The 16,584-nt window shown below is 43.8% G+C and carries 16 protein-coding genes; all 16 read right to left on the bottom strand.

The annotated features are described in order from the left end of the window. Positions 1-27: 27 nt before the first annotated feature. The 16 genes from MKY10_RS10480 to hepT all read right to left on the bottom strand — a co-directional run bounded on the left by MKY10_RS10480 (position 28) and on the right by hepT (position 16,565). The gene (locus tag MKY10_RS10480) at positions 28-1,299 is read right to left on the bottom strand and encodes a tetratricopeptide repeat protein (protein WP_003230620.1); all 1,272 of its coding nucleotides are present in this window, start codon (positions 1,297-1,299) and stop codon (positions 28-30) included. A gap of 335 nt (positions 1,300-1,634) precedes the next feature. Further along, positions 1,635-2,921 carry a 3-phosphoshikimate 1-carboxyvinyltransferase gene (aroA, locus tag MKY10_RS10475; RefSeq protein ID WP_015251819.1) on the bottom strand — a complete coding sequence of 429 codons (1,287 nt, stop codon included), beginning with the start codon at positions 2,919-2,921 and terminating at the stop codon, positions 1,635-1,637. A 10-nt stretch (positions 2,922-2,931) separates the two neighbouring features. Then, a complete protein-coding gene (locus MKY10_RS10470) occupies positions 2,932-4,047 on the bottom strand; it encodes a prephenate dehydrogenase (RefSeq protein WP_015251818.1) in 1,116 nt (371 codons plus the stop codon). Positions 4,048-4,095: 48 nt separating this feature from the next. Further along, positions 4,096-5,178 (bottom strand): histidinol-phosphate transaminase, encoded by a 1,083-nt coding sequence (gene hisC, locus MKY10_RS10465; protein WP_015251817.1) that lies wholly within the window; start codon positions 5,176-5,178, stop codon positions 4,096-4,098. A 10-nt stretch (positions 5,179-5,188) separates the two neighbouring features. After that, positions 5,189-5,992 carry a tryptophan synthase subunit alpha gene (gene trpA, locus MKY10_RS10460; protein WP_003230608.1) on the bottom strand — a complete coding sequence of 268 codons (804 nt, stop codon included), beginning with the start codon at positions 5,990-5,992 and terminating at the stop codon, positions 5,189-5,191. Then, positions 5,985-7,187 carry a tryptophan synthase subunit beta gene (trpB, locus tag MKY10_RS10455; protein WP_014480121.1) on the bottom strand — a complete coding sequence of 401 codons (1,203 nt, stop codon included), beginning with the start codon at positions 7,185-7,187 and terminating at the stop codon, positions 5,985-5,987. The genes trpA and trpB overlap by 8 nt, the downstream gene beginning before the upstream one ends. Further along, positions 7,168-7,815 (bottom strand): phosphoribosylanthranilate isomerase, encoded by a 648-nt coding sequence (locus tag MKY10_RS10450; RefSeq protein ID WP_015251816.1) that lies wholly within the window; start codon positions 7,813-7,815, stop codon positions 7,168-7,170. The genes trpB and MKY10_RS10450 overlap by 20 nt, the downstream gene beginning before the upstream one ends. A gap of 4 nt (positions 7,816-7,819) precedes the next feature. Then, positions 7,820-8,572, bottom strand: a complete 753-nt coding sequence (gene trpC, locus MKY10_RS10445) for an indole-3-glycerol phosphate synthase TrpC (protein ID WP_015251815.1) — start codon at positions 8,570-8,572, stop codon at positions 7,820-7,822. Beyond that, positions 8,565-9,581 (bottom strand): anthranilate phosphoribosyltransferase, encoded by a 1,017-nt coding sequence (gene trpD, locus MKY10_RS10440; RefSeq protein WP_015251814.1) that lies wholly within the window; start codon positions 9,579-9,581, stop codon positions 8,565-8,567. Before trpD ends, trpC begins: the two co-directional genes overlap by 8 nt. Next, positions 9,553-11,100 (bottom strand): anthranilate synthase component I, encoded by a 1,548-nt coding sequence (gene trpE, locus MKY10_RS10435; protein WP_015251813.1) that lies wholly within the window; start codon positions 11,098-11,100, stop codon positions 9,553-9,555. Before trpE ends, trpD begins: the two co-directional genes overlap by 29 nt. Before the next feature lie 215 nt (positions 11,101-11,315). Beyond that, entirely contained in the window at positions 11,316-11,699 is a 384-nt protein-coding gene (gene aroH, locus MKY10_RS10430; protein WP_004398675.1) for a chorismate mutase, read from the bottom strand. Beyond that, complete coding sequence (gene aroB, locus MKY10_RS10425) at positions 11,696-12,784, bottom strand: 3-dehydroquinate synthase (RefSeq protein ID WP_014480126.1); 1,089 nt, start codon at positions 12,782-12,784, stop codon at positions 11,696-11,698. The genes aroH and aroB overlap by 4 nt, the downstream gene beginning before the upstream one ends. Beyond that, positions 12,784-13,956, bottom strand: a complete 1,173-nt coding sequence (aroC, locus tag MKY10_RS10420; RefSeq protein WP_004398727.1) for a chorismate synthase — start codon at positions 13,954-13,956, stop codon at positions 12,784-12,786. Before aroC ends, aroB begins: the two co-directional genes overlap by 1 nt. Before the next feature lie 74 nt (positions 13,957-14,030). Next, positions 14,031-14,801, bottom strand: coding sequence for a protein-glutamate O-methyltransferase CheR (cheR, locus tag MKY10_RS10415; protein WP_015251811.1), 771 nt, complete (start codon positions 14,799-14,801; stop codon positions 14,031-14,033). A gap of 236 nt (positions 14,802-15,037) precedes the next feature. Beyond that, the gene (ndk, locus tag MKY10_RS10410) at positions 15,038-15,487 is read right to left on the bottom strand and encodes a nucleoside-diphosphate kinase (RefSeq protein WP_010886554.1); all 450 of its coding nucleotides are present in this window, start codon (positions 15,485-15,487) and stop codon (positions 15,038-15,040) included. Between the two features lie 115 nt (positions 15,488-15,602). Next, positions 15,603-16,565 (bottom strand): heptaprenyl diphosphate synthase component II, encoded by a 963-nt coding sequence (hepT, locus tag MKY10_RS10405; protein WP_003246013.1) that lies wholly within the window; start codon positions 16,563-16,565, stop codon positions 15,603-15,605. Positions 16,566-16,584 lie beyond the last annotated feature (19 nt).

Genomic DNA, 16,584 nt, shown 5'->3' with positions numbered 1-16,584 from the left:
TTCCACATGAATGGTTAATATTCCTGCTTATCTAGAAAATTCATCCTCGATTCGCAAAATCGTTTCTTCAAGCTCTTCATTGGCTCCGTCCATTTCAAGAACCTTTTTCAAAAGCGGCAGCGCTTCTTTTTGAAGGCCTTCTTCTAATAGGAAGCTTGCGTATTCATATAAGAAATCTCTATCCTCCCGGTAATGAAGATAGGCAGCCTCAAAGGATTGTTTTGCTTCCTCGTATTGCTCTAATTCAGTATATGCGCTTGCAAGATACCAATTGTATTTAGGATCTTCTTCACCGTAGCTTCGAACCTCTTGAATAAGATCAATGATCTGATCATAATCCTCTTCTTTGTGATACACGGCAAGAAGTGTATGAAGGGCCTCGACAAAGCCCGGATCAAGCGCAAGCGCCTCCTGAAGCAGCTTCTTCCCCTCTTCTGACTTCCCGATTTTCAAGGCCATTTTGGCGGCATAAAGGAAAAGTTCTTTGTTATATTCATCATATCTGATCCCCTCTTTTGCCGTTTTTAATGCCTCTTCATACATTCCTTCAGCTTCATAGCTTTTCGAGAGCGGCATATAAAGTGAAGTATAAGATGGATCAAGCTCCTTTAAATCAGACAGCTGCTTAATAGCTGTTTTCACAAGCCCCGCCTGTAAGGCTGTAAAACCATAGCCGAAAATCGTATTAGGATCAGGATTCTCATCGACAGCTTTCTCATACCATGGAATGGCATCCTCAAATTCACCTGAGGCACTTAACGATTCTGCCAGTCTTTGATGGACATTAACGCCCCCGATCTCACTCTGCTCCTCAGCCGTTGTTTTAAAATATTGAACCGCTTTTGCATAGGCTCCCTGAGCAAAGTAAAGTTCTCCCAGTGCAAAATCAATAACAGGTTCATTGTCCAGAATGGACTTTGCCTGGAAAAGCTTTTGTTCACTGACTTCGAATAACCCCTGCATCTGATAAAGATCCGCCATAAGCAGCAAACTTTCCGGATATGATGGATCTGTTTCCGGAATAGTCTCCAGCACAGCGAGGGCTTTTTCTTCTTCGTCAATATCTATTAAAAGTTCAGCGTAGAAATTCGTCAGTTCTGTTTCATTTGGATATAAATCATGTAGATCACTAATCAGTGAAATGGCTTTTTCTACATCGCCCCACTCGTAATAAAGCTGGGCTGCAATGGCTTTATCTTCATCATGCAGCTGTTTTTCAGCCTTCGAGAGCGTGTTGAGGCCTTTTTCTGTTTCACCTGCTTCAACTAATTTTATGGCTTCTTGAATCAATGTATTCAAATCGGACCGGTCCTTTCTTTTCCTATACAACATCAACCATACAAAAAAAGCTTTATTTGTTCGGGTTAATCTTATCATAATTCAGACGAATGCCCCCGGCAAATAAGATGCTTCTGTACGGAAGGGAATTATTGAGTCTTATTAGTTTACCAAAAGATCTTGAGATAGAAAATGAAAAAAGGAAGATCGCCCTCTGTACAGTAAAGCAGCTCTTTGATCTGCCGGCTTGTAAGTAAAGCACATCCCCCCTTTTCGTTTTTCTATCCGTTCTATAAGACAAGCTATGTTTTTTCGCCTCGAATTATGATCTGCATAAAAAATCCTGAAGTAAAACTTCAGGATTTTTTCGAAAGCTTATTTAAATGCTCGAAGAAGGTTGGATAAGAAACGTGAATGGCATCCGTGTGCTCGATTTCAATCGGCTCCTCCGTTATACAGGAAGCAATACCAAGCATCATTCCGATTCGATGATCTCCGTGGCTGGACACTGCAGCGCCGCCTTTCAACGTTTGTTTGCCATAAACCTTCATTCCATCTGCTGTCGGTTCAATTTCAGCACCCAGCTTGCGAAGCTCAGAAACAACAGTATCAATACGGTTTGTTTCTTTCACTTTTAGCTCTGCCGCGTCCTTAATAACGGTGGTTCCTTCCGCCTGAGTCGCAAGAAGCGCGATGATAGGGATCTCATCAATTAAACGCGGAATGATATCTCCTCCGATTTCAACTGCCTTTAGAGATGACGTTTCTATAATCAAATCTCCATAAGGCTCTGCACCGCTATCAGCAGATGGTTTGATTTCAAGTTTTGCCCCCATGTTTTGAAGGACATCAATAATACCTGTCCGAGTCGGATTTAAACCTACGTTTTTCAATACAATTCTGCTGTTTGGAACCATCGCGCCAGCAGCAAGGAAAAACGCGGCTGAAGAAATGTCTCCAGGAACAAAAATATCAGCAGCTGTCAGTTTCTGGCCACCAGCAATGGAAACACTCGTTTGATCTTCAGAAAGCTTAACGCCAAAAGCAGAAAGCATCCGCTCAGTGTGGTCCCGAGATTTATGGGGCTCTGTGACAGTTGTTGTGCCCTCAGCCTGTAATCCGGCCAGCAAAACAGCAGATTTAATTTGCGCGCTTGCAACAGGTGATACATATTCAATGCCTTTTAATGAAGCGCCGCTCACCGACAGCGGTGTAAATTCTCCGCCGGCTCTGCCGTCGATTTTAGCCCCCATTTTTTTCAAAGGCTCAGTCACACGCTTCATTGGGCGCTTCGCAATGCTCTCATCTCCGGCTACCGCGCTGTAAAAAGGTCGGCCCGCCAATATTCCGAGCATCAGGCGAATGGTTGTACCTGAATTTCCGACATCTAAAAGGCTTTCTGGCTCTTTCAGGGCATCGATTCCTTTTCCGTGAATCACGACATCGCTGCCGCTTTGCTCAATGTGAACACCCATTTTTCTAAAGCAATCGATCGTGCTCAGACAATCTGCTCCCGGCAGAAAGTTTTTAACTGTTGTTGTGCCTGCCGCTAGCGCGCCAAACATAACAGAGCGGTGAGAAATGGATTTATCACCGGGAATATGTATTTCTCCATGTAAGGTCTGCACCTTTTCTCGTTTCATTTTTTCCACCTCAATCAGCATAAAAAGTTTCATATTCCGCCCGGGCTTTAATGCATTGTTCTGCCCTTTTGCGGTCGTCATCAGACTGAAAACTGATCCTTAAAATCCCGTTAATATCTTCTCGTGTTTCGATAATGCGGATATTCGTGATACTGATGCGTTCCGCAGCTAAAATCGCTGTTATCTCGGATATCACCCCCGGATGATCGGGTACATCCACATATAAATCATAAAATGCAGGTATCGCTCCCTTCTGCCGAAGCGGCAGCCCGTCGCGATAATCCTTGGCGGTTTTAAAATAACGAAATAGATTTTCCGCATCTTCTTGTTCTACATATGTACGGATCTTGTCAATTTCACGAATCCACTCATCAAAACGGTCTAAGATTTTATCTTTATTATGTAATAAAATATCCCGCCACATTGCCGGGCTGCTTGATGCAATCCTTGTAATATCTCTGAACCCGCCGGCAGCAAAACGTTTAACAAGCGGATACAGGTTTTCCGAATGATGGGTTTGGTGAACAAGACTAGCTGCTACAATATGCGGAAAATGACTGATTACACTTGTAACACCATCATGCTCCTCTGGCGACATTTCCACAAAATGGGCATTCGTCCCCTTCAGCAGGTTTTTTAACTGTTCCACAGCTTGTTTGTCCGTTTTCTGGCCTGGCGTTAAAATATAAAATGCATTTTCAAACAGGAACTCCTTCGCAGCGGCCACTCCTGATTTATGTGAACCCGCCATCGGATGCCCTCCGACAAATTGATAGCGGCTAGGCAGCACTTGATCAGCGTAATCAACCACTTTTTGCTTTGTGCTTCCTACATCCGTAATCAAAAGCTCATGTTCAATTCCTGAATGAGCCAGCTCTTCAAGCATAACCAGTGTTTGTTCAACAGGTGTCGCAATGATTACTGTAGCTGCCTCTTTCACACCGCTAATAAACGAATCAGCACGATCGTCTATCACGCCTAATTTTAATGCCGCTACCGCCTGTTCATCAGAGATGTCGATTCCGATAATCCGTTTGCCGGGATGATTTTTTTTGATGGCTAGGGCAATCGAACCGCCTATCAATCCGAGACCGGCGAGCAATATTGTATCTTTCATTTGATTCATACGTCATCACCTGGTTTATAGACTAAAGAGGTGATATTTGATCACCTCTTATAAAATTTCAGCTAAAATGGCAAGTATTTCTTCATTTTGCTCTTTTGTTCCGATCGTAATCCGGAGTGATGTCGGGAAACCTAATGCGTTTCCTGACCGGACGATATAGCCTTTTTCCAGCAGAGCCTGAAACAGTTCATCAGCAAGACGTTTAAAGTCAATTAACACAAAATTTGTCTGTGAAGGGTAGCACTTTAAACCATGAGTTTTCGCAAAATCATAATACTGCTGAAGGCCTGCATTATTTTGCTCGACACAGGAAGCAATAAACGCTTGATCATCAAGTGCTGCAATCGCCGCAGCCTGGCCCAGACGGCTCGTATTAAACGGCTCTCTCGCCGGCTCAATCTGGCGAATCAGGCTCTCGTCAGCAATTCCGTATCCGACTCTGAGCGCTGCCAGACCGTATGCCTTTGAAAATGTGCGCAAAATCATCAAATTGGAATACTTGCTTAAGAGCGGCACGGTTTCCGGGTAATCCTCTGCTGTTACATATTCATAATATGCTTCGTCAAGAACAACAAGGACACGTGAAGGAACGCGCTCCAGAAATGCGAGTAATTCTCCTTCAGATGTATAAGTGCCAGTCGGATTATTCGGGCTGCATATCCAAACGACTTGTGTCTGTTCGTCGATGGCTTCTAACATGGCGTCTAAATCATGTGAGCCGTCGGGACGAAGTGCAATTTCACGTACTTCAGCACCTTCAATAACCGCATTATGTTTATATTGCGGAAAAGTGGGGGCAGCAGTAACCGTGTTTGTTTTATCGTTTAAAAATGCCCGGCAGATGATCTGTATGATTTCATCAGAACCGTTGCCGAAAATAAGTGATGTTTCGCTGACATTGAGGTGCTTACTGAGCCTTGTCCGCAAAGCGGCGCTATACCCGTCCGGGTAAAGGGCTAGCTGTTGAATCTCATGATGAAGCGCCTCTTTTGCAGCCTCTGAACAGCCGTAAGGATTCTCGTTTGAAGCAAGCTTCACAACTTTATCCAAGCCATATTCTGATTTCACTGCTTCAATCGGCTTTCCAGGCTGATAAGGCTTCAGCTGTTTTAAATGTTCTTTGATACGCAAATCAGTCACCTCATTTTAAACTGTACAAGCCGCTAAACGCCATTGCATAATCCTCAAACTCCTGCAGCGCCTGATTTCTCGTTTCAGCGCTGATGAGCCGGTCCTTTAATTCTTCTATTTTTCTGACGAGCGCACTTCCCACTACGACACCGTCACTAATTTCATTCATCTTTATGACCTGTTCACGGTTTGATATACCGAACCCTACAGCAACCGGAACAGTGCTGAGATTCTTCACAGTACGAATGAACGGGTACACGGATGAATTGAACTCATTGCGGACACCGGTCACACCCAGAGAAGATACACAGTAGACGAACCCCTCGGCTTGTTCAATAATGGTTTTCAAACGGCTTTCGCTTGTCGGCGCAACCAAAGAAATATACGTCACCTCATGGCTTTTACATTCCTCTTGAAGGCTGTTGCTTTCTTCTAATGGCAGATCCGGAACAAGCAGACCGTCAATATGATTTTCCCGCAGTAAAGCGAAAAAGTATTCTTTGTTCAATTGTAACACAGGATTATAATACGTAAAGAGGATAATCGGAATATTCACTCCGTTTTTTTTCATTTCTCCGCCTAATTCGATTGCCTTTACGATATTCATTCCTTGATCAAGCGCCCGCTTTGAAGCCCGCTGGATCACCGGACCGTCTGCAAGCGGGTCAGAGTATGCAACACCAAGCTCCAATGCTGTGGCGCCTGCTTTTTGGAGTGACTTCGCCAGTTCAATCGAAACCTCAGGAACTGGATCGCCCGCCGTAATAAACGGGATAAACAATTTTTCTGATGGTTGAAGATCCAATTTAAACATGGGCTTTCACCTCTTCTTCCAATACATTCATTAATGTGTTGACATCCTTGTCTCCCCGGCCTGATAAACAGACGAGAATGAGTTGACCGCGATCCATTCCTTTGGCGAGTTTGAATGCTTTCGCTAACGCATGGGCAGATTCGATTGCCGGCAAAATCCCCTCTTTTTCTGACAAAAGCTTTAATGCATCCACCGCTTCTTCATCGGTTATACTGTCATAAGTGACACGGCCGCTCTTATGCAAGTATGCATGCTCCGGACCGATTCCAGGATAGTCGAGACCGGCTGAAATAGAGTAGGGCTCAATAATTTGCCCGAACTCATCCTGAATGAGATAAGTCAATGAACCGTGAATAACCCCTACGGTTCCTTTCGAAATAGTGGCGGCATGAAGAGGCGTATCAATTCCTTTTCCTGCTGCTTCAGCGCCGATCAGTTCAACATCTTCATTTAAAAATGCCTGAAACATCCCCATCGCATTGCTTCCTCCGCCTACACATGCCACTACTTTATCAGGCAGAGTGCCTTCAATACGTTTCAACTGATCCTTCGCTTCCTCTCCGATCATTTTTTGAAATTCACGGACCACTTGCGGATAAGGATGCGGGCCGACAACTGATCCAATCATATAAAAGTGATCCTCACAATGCTGAACCCAGTACCGGATCGCCTCATTTGTGGCATCCTTCAATGTTCCGTTTCCGCTTGTTACAGGCACTACCTCCGCTCCAAGAAGCTTCATGCGGAAAACGTTCAGAGACTGGCGGGCAACATCCTCTTCACCCATAAACACAGTACAGGAAAAGCCGAATTTAGCTGCAACTGTTGCAGCGGCAACGCCATGCTGGCCGGCACCGGTTTCAGCAATGATTTTCGTTTTGCCCATTTTTTTAGCAAGCAGCGCTTGACCTAGCGCATTATTGATTTTATGAGAACCTGTATGGTTTAAATCTTCTCGTTTCAAATAGATTTTCGCGCCGCCTAAGTATTCAGTGACTCGATCAGCGTATGTTAATGCAGTCGGCCGTCCGGAATAGTCCTTTAACAGCTTATAATACTCTTCACGAAAAGCGGGATCATCCTTGATTTGTTTAAATGCTGTTTCTATTTCATCTAACGGCTGCATGAGTGTTTCCGGAACAAACTTTCCTCCAAAATCACCGTATCTGCCTATTTCATTCGGATATGGATACATATCGATTCATCCTTTCTTCTAAAAGCCTCATCAGATTCTGATCTTTTTGTCCGTTTTTTTCAATTCCGCTGGCAAGGTCAATTCCTTCTGGCTGCCATTTCAATAGGCCTGTGATGCTATCCGGATTCACGCCGCCAGCGATAAAGCAGCGTTTACCAATAGCCGCCTGCTGATATTCCGGCACACATTCCCAAGAAAATGCAACACCAGTTCCGCCTCTAGACCCTTTTACAGATGAATCAATCACAAAGCCGTCAACATTATCTTTAAAGCGGGCTATTTCTTGAGTTGTGTTATCCTGATGGTGAAGCGCCTTCCATATTTCACAGCCAGTCAGCTTGCGAAGAGCATCAGCATCCGTCGGTTTTTCATCACCGTGAAGCTGAATGACGTCGAGCTTCAAGCTCTTGGCAATACGTGACATCGTCTCTATTGATTCATTAACAAAAACACCTGCAACCTGTTTTTTGACACGAGCTTGGTTCAGCCATTTTTTCACATCTTCCGGAGATACTTTTCGTTTGCTTTCAGCAAAAATAAATCCTAGGTAATCAGCCTGTGATTCCGCCGCAAGCTGCAAATCCTTTAGTGACCGAATACCGCAATATTTTAATGCCGGTTTCTTCACAACCTCACTCCCCAAACAAAGCATGGATTGCTTTACGCTGAGAAGTTTGTCTCATCAATGATTCACCGATAAGTACAGCTCGCGCCCCATGTTCATTGACAAATGTTAAATGTTCTAAAGAACCGATTCCGCTTTCGCTGACAAGCAAGGATTCTTTCGGAACGAGAGATGCGATTTGTTCTGTCTGCTTTACAGATGTTTTAAACGTTTTTAGGTTTCGATTATTTACACCGAGAATGTCGGGTGTGAACACTTTCAATATTTGTTCTAGCGTTGATGCATCATGAACCTCCACTAGCACGTCCATCCCCTTTTCACCTGCTTCAAGATATAATTCATGAAGGTGTAAGGGATCAAGCACCTCGCCGATTAACAATATGGCATCCGCTCCGATTCTTCTTGATTCCTCTACTTGAAGAGAATCAATAATAAAATCTTTTCTAAGTACAGGAATCGAAACAGCACGCTTTACGTCTGATAAATAACTGTTTTCCCCTTGAAAAAACGGGGTGTCTGTTAAAACGGAAATCGCATCTGCCTTCGCAGCCTCATAGTCTATTGCAATCTGCACAGGCACAAAATCCTCTTTAATAAGCCCTTTTGACGGCGATGCTTTCTTCACTTCGGCAATCAACCCGATAAACCGATTCGGGCTTGCCAGCGCCTCCTTAAATGAACGTTTCTCGAAAGGCTGCTCTACCGGCAAAACCAGTGTTTTCACTTCTTCTTTCTTTTGTTTGATGATTTTTTCAAGCATAGATCTCTTCCTCTTTCTGCTTTAGTCGTTCAAGCTGCGTGGCAGCGCCTCCGCTTGTAATCGTCTCTAACGCCAGCTCCGTTCCTTCCTTCAGTGAGGCGGTAATTCCCGCCGTGTAAATCGCAGCTCCCGCATTAAAAGCCGTAATAGATAAAGCGGAACTGCTGCTTTTATTTTCAAAAATATTCTGAATGAGATAGGCGCTCTCTTTCGGTGACTGCACTTGTAAATCTTCAAGTCTGCCATTTGTGAAACCGAAATCTTCGGGTGAAACGGTATATTCCCGGCGCTCTCCGTCCTTTAATTCAATCACGTCGGTCGGTGCTGTAATTGAAAGCTCATCTAAACCGTCACGGCTTGATACAAACATAACGTGCTTCGGCTGAAACGTCTCCAGTGCGCTTGCCATCAGTCCAGCTTTTTCAACAGAATAGACCCCAATCACCTGACGCTTCGCCCGTAAAGGATTGCTGAGCGGCCCAAGCAGATTAAATACCGTTCTGAAACCTAGCTCTTTTCTAGTACCTGCTACATGTTTCATAGACGAATAGTAAAGCGGCGCAAAAAGAAATCCCATGTTGTTTGTTTCAATGCTGCTTTTGACCTTTTCGGGAGTGGTTTGAATAGAAACCTCTAGCTCCTCTAAAACATCAGCGCTTCCGCTTTTAGAAGAGACAGAGCGATTGCCATGCTTAGCGATTTTCGCGCCAGCTGCCGAGGCAACAATTGCCGAGGCCGTTGAGATATTAAAAGTGGAAATACCGTCTCCCCCTGTTCCGCATGTATCAACAATATCAGGAAGTCCATCGACTGTAAGAGCGTGTGCCCGCATTGCCTTCACAAAACCCGCAAGCTCTTCTGGCGTCTCCCCCCGATGAGCAAGAATAGACAATATACCACCCATTTCAGAAGGAGTCATTTCCGCTGCCATCATCATATTCATCAGCGTTTCAGCCTCACCGGCAGTAAGGGTTTTTCCATCAACGCACAATTGTAGAAATCTGTTCATCAGCTTTATCCTCCTTGCTATGAAACATGTCTTCTGCAATATGAATCGTTTTCAGCAACGCACCGGCTTTATTACAGCTTTCTTCGTATTCGGCTTCCGGAACAGAATCAGCAACAATGCCAGCACCTGCCTGTATCGATGCAACGCCGTTCTTTACACTCATCGTGCGAATCGTAATACAAGAGTCGATATTCCCGTCAAACCCAATGTAGGCAATACATCCTCCGTATGTCTCTCTCGGTGTTGGCTCGAGCTCTTGCAAAAGCTGCATGGCACGGATTTTGGGTGCGCCTGTTAAAGTCCCCGCCGGGAAAGCAGACATCAGTGCATCGACAGGATGAACCCCTTTTTTCAATCGGCCTGTAACCACCGAGATAATGTGCATGACATGTGAAAAGGAAACAATTTTTGTGAACTCCGGCACAGAAACAGAACCATACTCTGCTACTCTGCCGATATCGTTTCGGGCAAGATCAACGAGCATGTAATGCTCCGCTTTTTCTTTTTCATCCTTCATGAGCTCAACCTTCAGTCTCTCATCTTCAGCTTTGTCTGCACCGCGTTTTCTCGTACCGGCAATCGGATGGATTTCTAAGTGCCCGTCTTGAACGTGTATTAACCGTTCCGGAGAGCTGCCGACTATTTCTCTGTCTTGTAGTTTCATATAATACATATACGGCGAAGGATTGACGATCCTAAGCACTCGGTATAACTCAAAAGCATCTGCTTTTATCGGCACCTCAAATTTTTGTGATAAAACACCCTGGAAGATATCGCCTGCTTTTATATAGCTTTTGATTTTTTCTACATCAGCCATAAAAGCCGATTTTTCATAATTAGAAGATACCGTCTCAAAGCTGGGCGTCTTGTATGAATCAGCAGAGAGAAACAGCTCTTTTATGTTTTTTTGGTCCATCATTTTTTCAATGAGATTTTGAAGCTCCAGATGATTTTGATGGAATACATCCATTTTTTCGTTTTTTGTTTCCTCTCCATTAAGCCTTGCATATTGGATAAAGTGGACGTTTTTGGTTTCATGATCATACGCAATTAATGTCCGGCAAACAAACAGCATGCACTTTTCCATGTTTGTTTCTTTTGTATGCGAAGGAACAGAAGGCTCAATCAGCGGGATCATATCATAGCTTAAGTACCCGACAGCTCCGCCGACAAAAGGAATGCCAAGCTGAGGTGTTTTGATTTTGTATGTGGTATTCATCCAGTTCAGCACTTCTTTTAGTTCATTTCCTGTGTAAAGAGATTTGCTGTCCTGATCAGCGGCCGAAAAACGGCCCTGCTCTTCTTTAATTGTGAGAAATGGATTCAGGCCGATAAACGAATATCTGGACCAAGTGGATGTATCGTCATTGCTTTCAAGAAGATACGTAATCCCCCTGTCAAGCTTCTCTATCATTTGAATGGGTGTCAGTGTATCGACTGTGAAGGTCTCCACAATCGGTATCGTGTGGTGGGACAAGCTGTCCTCTAAAAATGCGGAAATGTTTGATTGGAAATTCATTGCTCTCACTCCTTATGGCAAGGAGAATGAGAAGATGGCATGAGAGGATAAAATACTATATAACAAATAAACCCAAAAGAAAGACTTCTTTTGGGTAGAATAAACATAATGTCTCAGCTCAACTAAACTCATTCTCTGCTACCCTATTCTCTAACTCAACTCATTCTAATTGCTTTATACACACTCTTGTGTATTTCTAAGCTGTTCTTATCGTATTACAATTCAGTATTTTTTGTCAATGATAAATCGGGCCTCAATACGACAGCTTTTTCTAAATATACATGTCTGATCTGATCCTGAGGGACATCTGTCTGGACCGTCATCATGACTCTTATGCACTTTTTCAGACCGCCTGTTACGTCCATTTCCTGCATACATGTTACCGGTACATACTGCCATCCTGAAAGCTCGCGAACAGCTTTTGCCGGGAAAACAGCGTGCAAATCAGGTGTAGCCGACAGAAGCATTTGAACAACATCTTCCGGTTTTGTATGATTTTCTTCTATGATTTTCTCTAACAGCTGTTTAGTTTTTTGTAAAATTTCTTCTTCAGTATCCCGTTCAACTGTAGTTGCTCCGCGAATTCCGCGAATCATCATGATGTCTCCTCCAATCGCCATTTGTTCAGCCAGCTCTCAAGTTCATTTCTGGAAAATGTATGATCAGCAACTTTCCCTAATTCGTTGAGCACAATAAACTGAATCTTCCCGCCACGGGTTTTCTTATCATTCATCATACGGTCCAAGAGAACCGAAGTTTCCGTCTCTTTTCTGATTTGACTTGGATAACCCAGGCTTTTTAGCCAGCTGACCAAACGTTTTCTGTCCATTTCACAGCCTACAGTCTTTTCGCTTATATATAAAGCAAACTGCATTCCGAGGGCTACGGCATCACCGTGAGTGATCTGCCCGTATCCATATTCCGCCTCAACGGCATGACCGAGCGTATGCCCGAAGTTTAAGTAAGCTCTTATCCCCTCTTCTTTTTCATCCTGCTGAACGACAGACGCTTTAATTGAAATGCCTTTAAAAATCATGTCATTCAGCTGATCATTAGTGATATCACGCAGTGAGTGGATATTCAGCAGCTCCTCCAGAAACGCTCTGTCATAGATAAAAGCGTGTTTAATCACTTCTGCCATTCCGGACCTAAGCTCTTTTTCAGGCAGAGAACGCAGGAAATCTGTATCATAGAGCACGGCTTTCGGCTGATAAAACGCACCGATTAGATTTTTTCCAAGCGGATGGTTCACGGCTACTTTTCCTCCGACTGCGCTGTCATGCGCCAAGAGCGTCGTAGGCATTTGGATGAAATCAATGCCGCGCATAAAAGTGGCAGCCACAAAACCGGCAAGATCCCCTACAACACCGCCACCGAATGCGATGATGCATGAGGAGCGATCCAAATGAAAACGAATCGCTTCACTCTGCAATTTTGTGTACATGTCCATGGATTTTGCCTGCTCTCCACTCGGTACCGTCACTTTTTTCACAGGCCATTTATCTTGCAGCAAATGGAGCATTTCATCACCATACAGGCGGTCCACTTCTTCATCCGTGACAAGCATAATCCTTGTTAAAGGCCTGTTTAAAGAGGTTAATAGTTCGCAAGCCTTTTTTCTGATACCTTGTCCGATAAAAACAGGATATGACGAGGAAGCAGTTTGAACATGCAGTGTCTTCATTAAAATTCCCTCGACAGTTTTCTCATATTCTCCACATTTTCTCTAATGCGGTCAATTTGATCTAATCCGAATTGTTCAACGACTGCGTTCGCAATTTCCCAAGCGACAGCCGCTTCAGCGACTACACTTGCTGCAGGAACAGCACAGCTGTCTGAACGTTCAATGCTGGCGGAAAACGGTTCTTTCGTTTCAATATCGACACTTTTCAGCGGTTTATACAAAGTCGGAATCGGCTTCATGACTCCGCGGACAACGATTGGCATCCCTGTCGTCATGCCGCCTTCCAGTCCGCCAAGTCTGTTAGTAGCACGGGTGTATCCTTTTTCCTCGTCCCAAATGATCTCGTCATGGACTTCGCTTCCATTTCGGCCTGCCGCCTCAAATCCGATCCCGAATTCCACACCTTTAAATGCATTAATTGACAGTACAGCGGCAGCAAGCTTGCTATCCAGTTTGCGGTCATAATGGACATAGCTGCCCACGCCTACCGGCATTCCCTCGACAATGACTTCTACTATTCCGCCGATGGAATCTCCGTTTGCCTTTGCTTCATCAATGGCAGCCATCATTTTTTTGCCTGCCTCTTCATCGTAGCATCTGACAGGAGACTCTTCCGTTACGCGCTGCAGGTCTTCAATTGACGTATATTCTGTTTTTTCAGCTTTAACAGCGCCAATTTGCAACACGTGGCCCGCCACCTTAATGCCAAGCTCAGAAAGAATCTTTTTAGCTACAGCCCCTGCCGCCACTCTGACAGTTGTTTCCCTTGCTGAAGAACGCTCAAGCACATTTCTCATATCACGATGATTATATTTAATTGCACCGTTTAAGTCAGCGTGCCCAGGTCTAGGTCTGGAAATCTGGCGCTTCATTTCCTTTTCTTCATCTTCTGTAATTGGAGCGGCACCCATGATTTTTGTCCAATGCTTCCAATCGTTATTTTCAACTACGAGAGCAATTGGTGAACCGAGTGTACGTGCATGGCGCACCCCGCTCATAATTTTGGCCTGGTCTTTTTCGATCTGCATGCGGCGGCCGCGGCCGTGGCCTTTTTGGCGTCTGGCAAGCTCAAAATTGATATCTTCCTCCGTTATGTAAAGCCCGGCAGGTACACCCTCAATAATGGTTGTCAGTTGGGGGCCGTGTGATTCTCCGGCTGTTAAATATCTCATGACTTCTTCTCCCTTCATCGCATTAACGCTTTTAAGTAAGACTACTATAACATATTTTTCAGCAAAAAGTCAGTCTATCTTTTTTGATAAAAGAATGTATCGGCTGGGACTAGGCCAAATTTCTCGGGATTGAAGATTTGCTCGGTGCTGCCGACAAAAAGAACTCCATTCTTCTTCAAGCTATGTGCCATTTTTAAATACAGCTCTTCCTTCGCGCTTTCTGTAAAATAAATAAATACATTGCGGCACACGATTAAGTCAAAGTCTTGTTCATAACGATCCGCCAGCAAATTGTGCTTTTTGAATGTAATATTCTTTTTGATTTCCGTTTTCACTTCATAACTTCTATTTGCGTTTTGCGTAAAATAACGATCTTTCACAGATAGCGGCACTTCCTGTAAAGACCGCTCCTGATAAACGCCTTTTTTCGCTTTTTCCAATGCTTTTTCATCAATATCCGTCGCTAAAATCTGATAGCCCGGAAGACCTTTTTGCTGGTCCAAAAGCATGGCAAGCGTGTATGGCTCCTCCCCCGTTGAGCAGGCGGCACTCCAAATCTTTAAAGGCCTAGAGGTCTTGATTAACGGCAGAATTGCAGTCTCAAGAACTTCCCACCTTTTATAATTACGATAAAATTCTGAAACATTGATCGTCATTCTGTCCAATGTTTCATTTAAGAGAGCTTGATCCTCTTCCAATGCCGCCGCAAAGTCCTTAAAGCTTTGGAACCCCTTTTTCTCATAAAGTGACGTTAGCCTTCTCTTCATTTGTGCTTCTTTATATAGTGTCAAATCGACTCCGGTTAATTGTTTCCATTTCGTTGTAAATACGCTGTATGTATCCATCTCTACTCTCCCAGTCTCGCTGTCTTTTTGTCCTAGTATAGCTTGTTTTATCAGGAAATTGTATTGTTTCAATAAAAAAATCAGCTTTTCAGCTGATTTTAGATCGTTGGGAAAGGCAGAGGTCTGATGCACACTGCCATTCAACCCTTTATTCACTTTAATGTAAACCTTTACAAAACAGAACAAAAACCGGCGGCGTTATATGTTGCCGGCTCTGTTGCTTATTTTCACAATGATTAATAGATCCAGCCTGCCATAAGTTGCTGATATGATACTAATTCTTCATTCTTAAAGAAAATGTTAATCTCGCGTTCTGCACTTTCGAGAGAATCAGAGCCGTGGATGATGTTTTTTCCGACAAACATGCCATAATCCCCACGAATCGTACCAGGTAAAGCTTCTTTAGGGTTTGTCTTCCCGATCAGCTGTCTCGTCACTTCAATGACATTTTCGCCTTCCCACACCATTGCGAATACAGGTCCTGAAGTAATAAACTCAACGAGCTCTCCGAAGAAAGGCTTACCTTGATGTTCGGCGTAGTGTTTCTCAGCCATTTGTTCAGTCACTCTCATTAACTTGGCGCCAGCTAATTGTAAGCCCTTACGTTCGAATCTAGATAAAATGTCCCCAATGAGCTGACGTTGGACACCGTCTGGTTTCACCATGATAAAAGTCTTTTCCATCATATTCTCCACCCCATCATTATGTATGTATAGGCTTTCACACTGCACACCGAAATCGTAACATCTTTCTGATAATTAATCAATCCGGGGCGGAGAAATTTCTTAATATCTACAAAAATTAAAATTTTCTTTTACCGATATATTTTGCGATGGCTGCAAGAGACGAGCGTGCGCGCCCTCGAGGAAGCGTGTTTAATTTCTGAAAAGCTTTCTGCAGATACATTTCGCTTACTGCCATAGATGCTTCAATTGCATCTGTTTTTTTGATTTCTTCAATGATTGGTTCAAGCTGTTCCTGCGTTGTCTCACTGTTAATCAATTTAAGCTGGTTTTTTAATGCAGGATTTTTCAGGGCATACAGCACTGGCAATGTGACGTTTCCTTGAAGCAAATCTCCTCCAACGGGTTTACCCAGCTCTTCTTCAGTTGAAGTAAAATCAAGAATATCATCAATAATCTGATAAGACATGCCGACGTAATACCCAAACCAGTACAATGCCTTATGAATCTTCTCATCAGCTCCCGACGCAATAGCACCAAGCTGGCAGCTGACCGCGATCAAGAGAGCCGTTTTTCTTTTGATACGCCGGAGATACGTTCTGAGATTTTGTTCCATGTTGTATTTGTCTTTGATCTGCTCAATTTCTCCTAGACAAACTTCAACGATCGTCTGTGACAAAATCCTATGGGCTTTCGGTTCGTTAATTCTCGTCATCATTTCAAGAGATCCCGCAAGCATATAATCGCCTGTGTACATCGCAATACGATTGTCCCACTTTGCTTTGATTGTCGGTTTTCCTCGGCGAAGCTCCGCATCATCAATGACATCATCATGAACCAAAGATGCCATGTGAATCATTTCCAGAGTGACGGCGACATATTTAATCTTATTAATATCGTAATCGCCAAACATGCCGGAAAGCAGCACGAAAACAGGCCTAATACGTTTCCCTCCGGCCTGCAGCAGGTGAAGACCTGCCTCGCTTAAAAGCGGGTAATCGGAACGTACGGTTTGTTCAAGTTCTCTTTCGATTACATCAATATCGTCATTTAAAAAAGAGTAGGCCATTTTAAATTTCATATCATTCACCCAAACATCT

This window comes from Bacillus sp. FSL P4-0290, assembly GCF_037975435.1.
GTDB classification, from domain to species: Bacteria; Bacillota; Bacilli; order Bacillales; family Bacillaceae; genus Bacillus; species Bacillus subtilis.
The sequence above is the reverse complement of the archived record's forward strand: the minus strand, read 5'-3'. Positions and strand labels throughout refer to the sequence as shown.

Bases quoted from the DNA above. Each gene is read 5' to 3' on its own strand.
- aroA (WP_015251819.1), bottom strand. From the start codon at position 2,921: ATGAAACGAGAAAAGGTGCAGACCTTACATGGAGAAATACATATTCCC.
- MKY10_RS10470 (WP_015251818.1), bottom strand. From the start codon at position 4,047: ATGAATCAAATGAAAGATACAATATTGCTCGCCGGTCTCGGATTGATA.
- trpA (WP_003230608.1), bottom strand. From the start codon at position 5,992: ATGTTTAAATTGGATCTTCAACCATCAGAAAAATTGTTTATCCCGTTT.
- trpB (WP_014480121.1), bottom strand. From the start codon at position 7,187: ATGTATCCATATCCGAATGAAATAGGCAGATACGGTGATTTTGGAGGA.
- trpC (WP_015251815.1), bottom strand. From the start codon at position 8,572: ATGCTTGAAAAAATCATCAAACAAAAGAAAGAAGAAGTGAAAACACTG.
- trpD (WP_015251814.1), bottom strand. From the start codon at position 9,581: ATGAACAGATTTCTACAATTGTGCGTTGATGGAAAAACCCTTACTGCC.
- trpE (WP_015251813.1), bottom strand. From the start codon at position 11,100: ATGAATTTCCAATCAAACATTTCCGCATTTTTAGAGGACAGCTTGTCC.
- aroH (WP_004398675.1), bottom strand. From the start codon at position 11,699: ATGATGATTCGCGGAATTCGCGGAGCAACTACAGTTGAACGGGATACT.
- aroB (WP_014480126.1), bottom strand. From the start codon at position 12,784: ATGAAGACACTGCATGTTCAAACTGCTTCCTCGTCATATCCTGTTTTT.
- aroC (WP_004398727.1), bottom strand. From the start codon at position 13,956: ATGAGATATTTAACAGCCGGAGAATCACACGGCCCCCAACTGACAACC.
- cheR (WP_015251811.1), bottom strand. From the start codon at position 14,801: ATGGATACATACAGCGTATTTACAACGAAATGGAAACAATTAACCGGA.
- ndk (WP_010886554.1), bottom strand. From the start codon at position 15,487: ATGATGGAAAAGACTTTTATCATGGTGAAACCAGACGGTGTCCAACGT.
- hepT (WP_003246013.1), bottom strand. From the start codon at position 16,565: ATGAAATTTAAAATGGCCTACTCTTTTTTAAATGACGATATTGATGTA.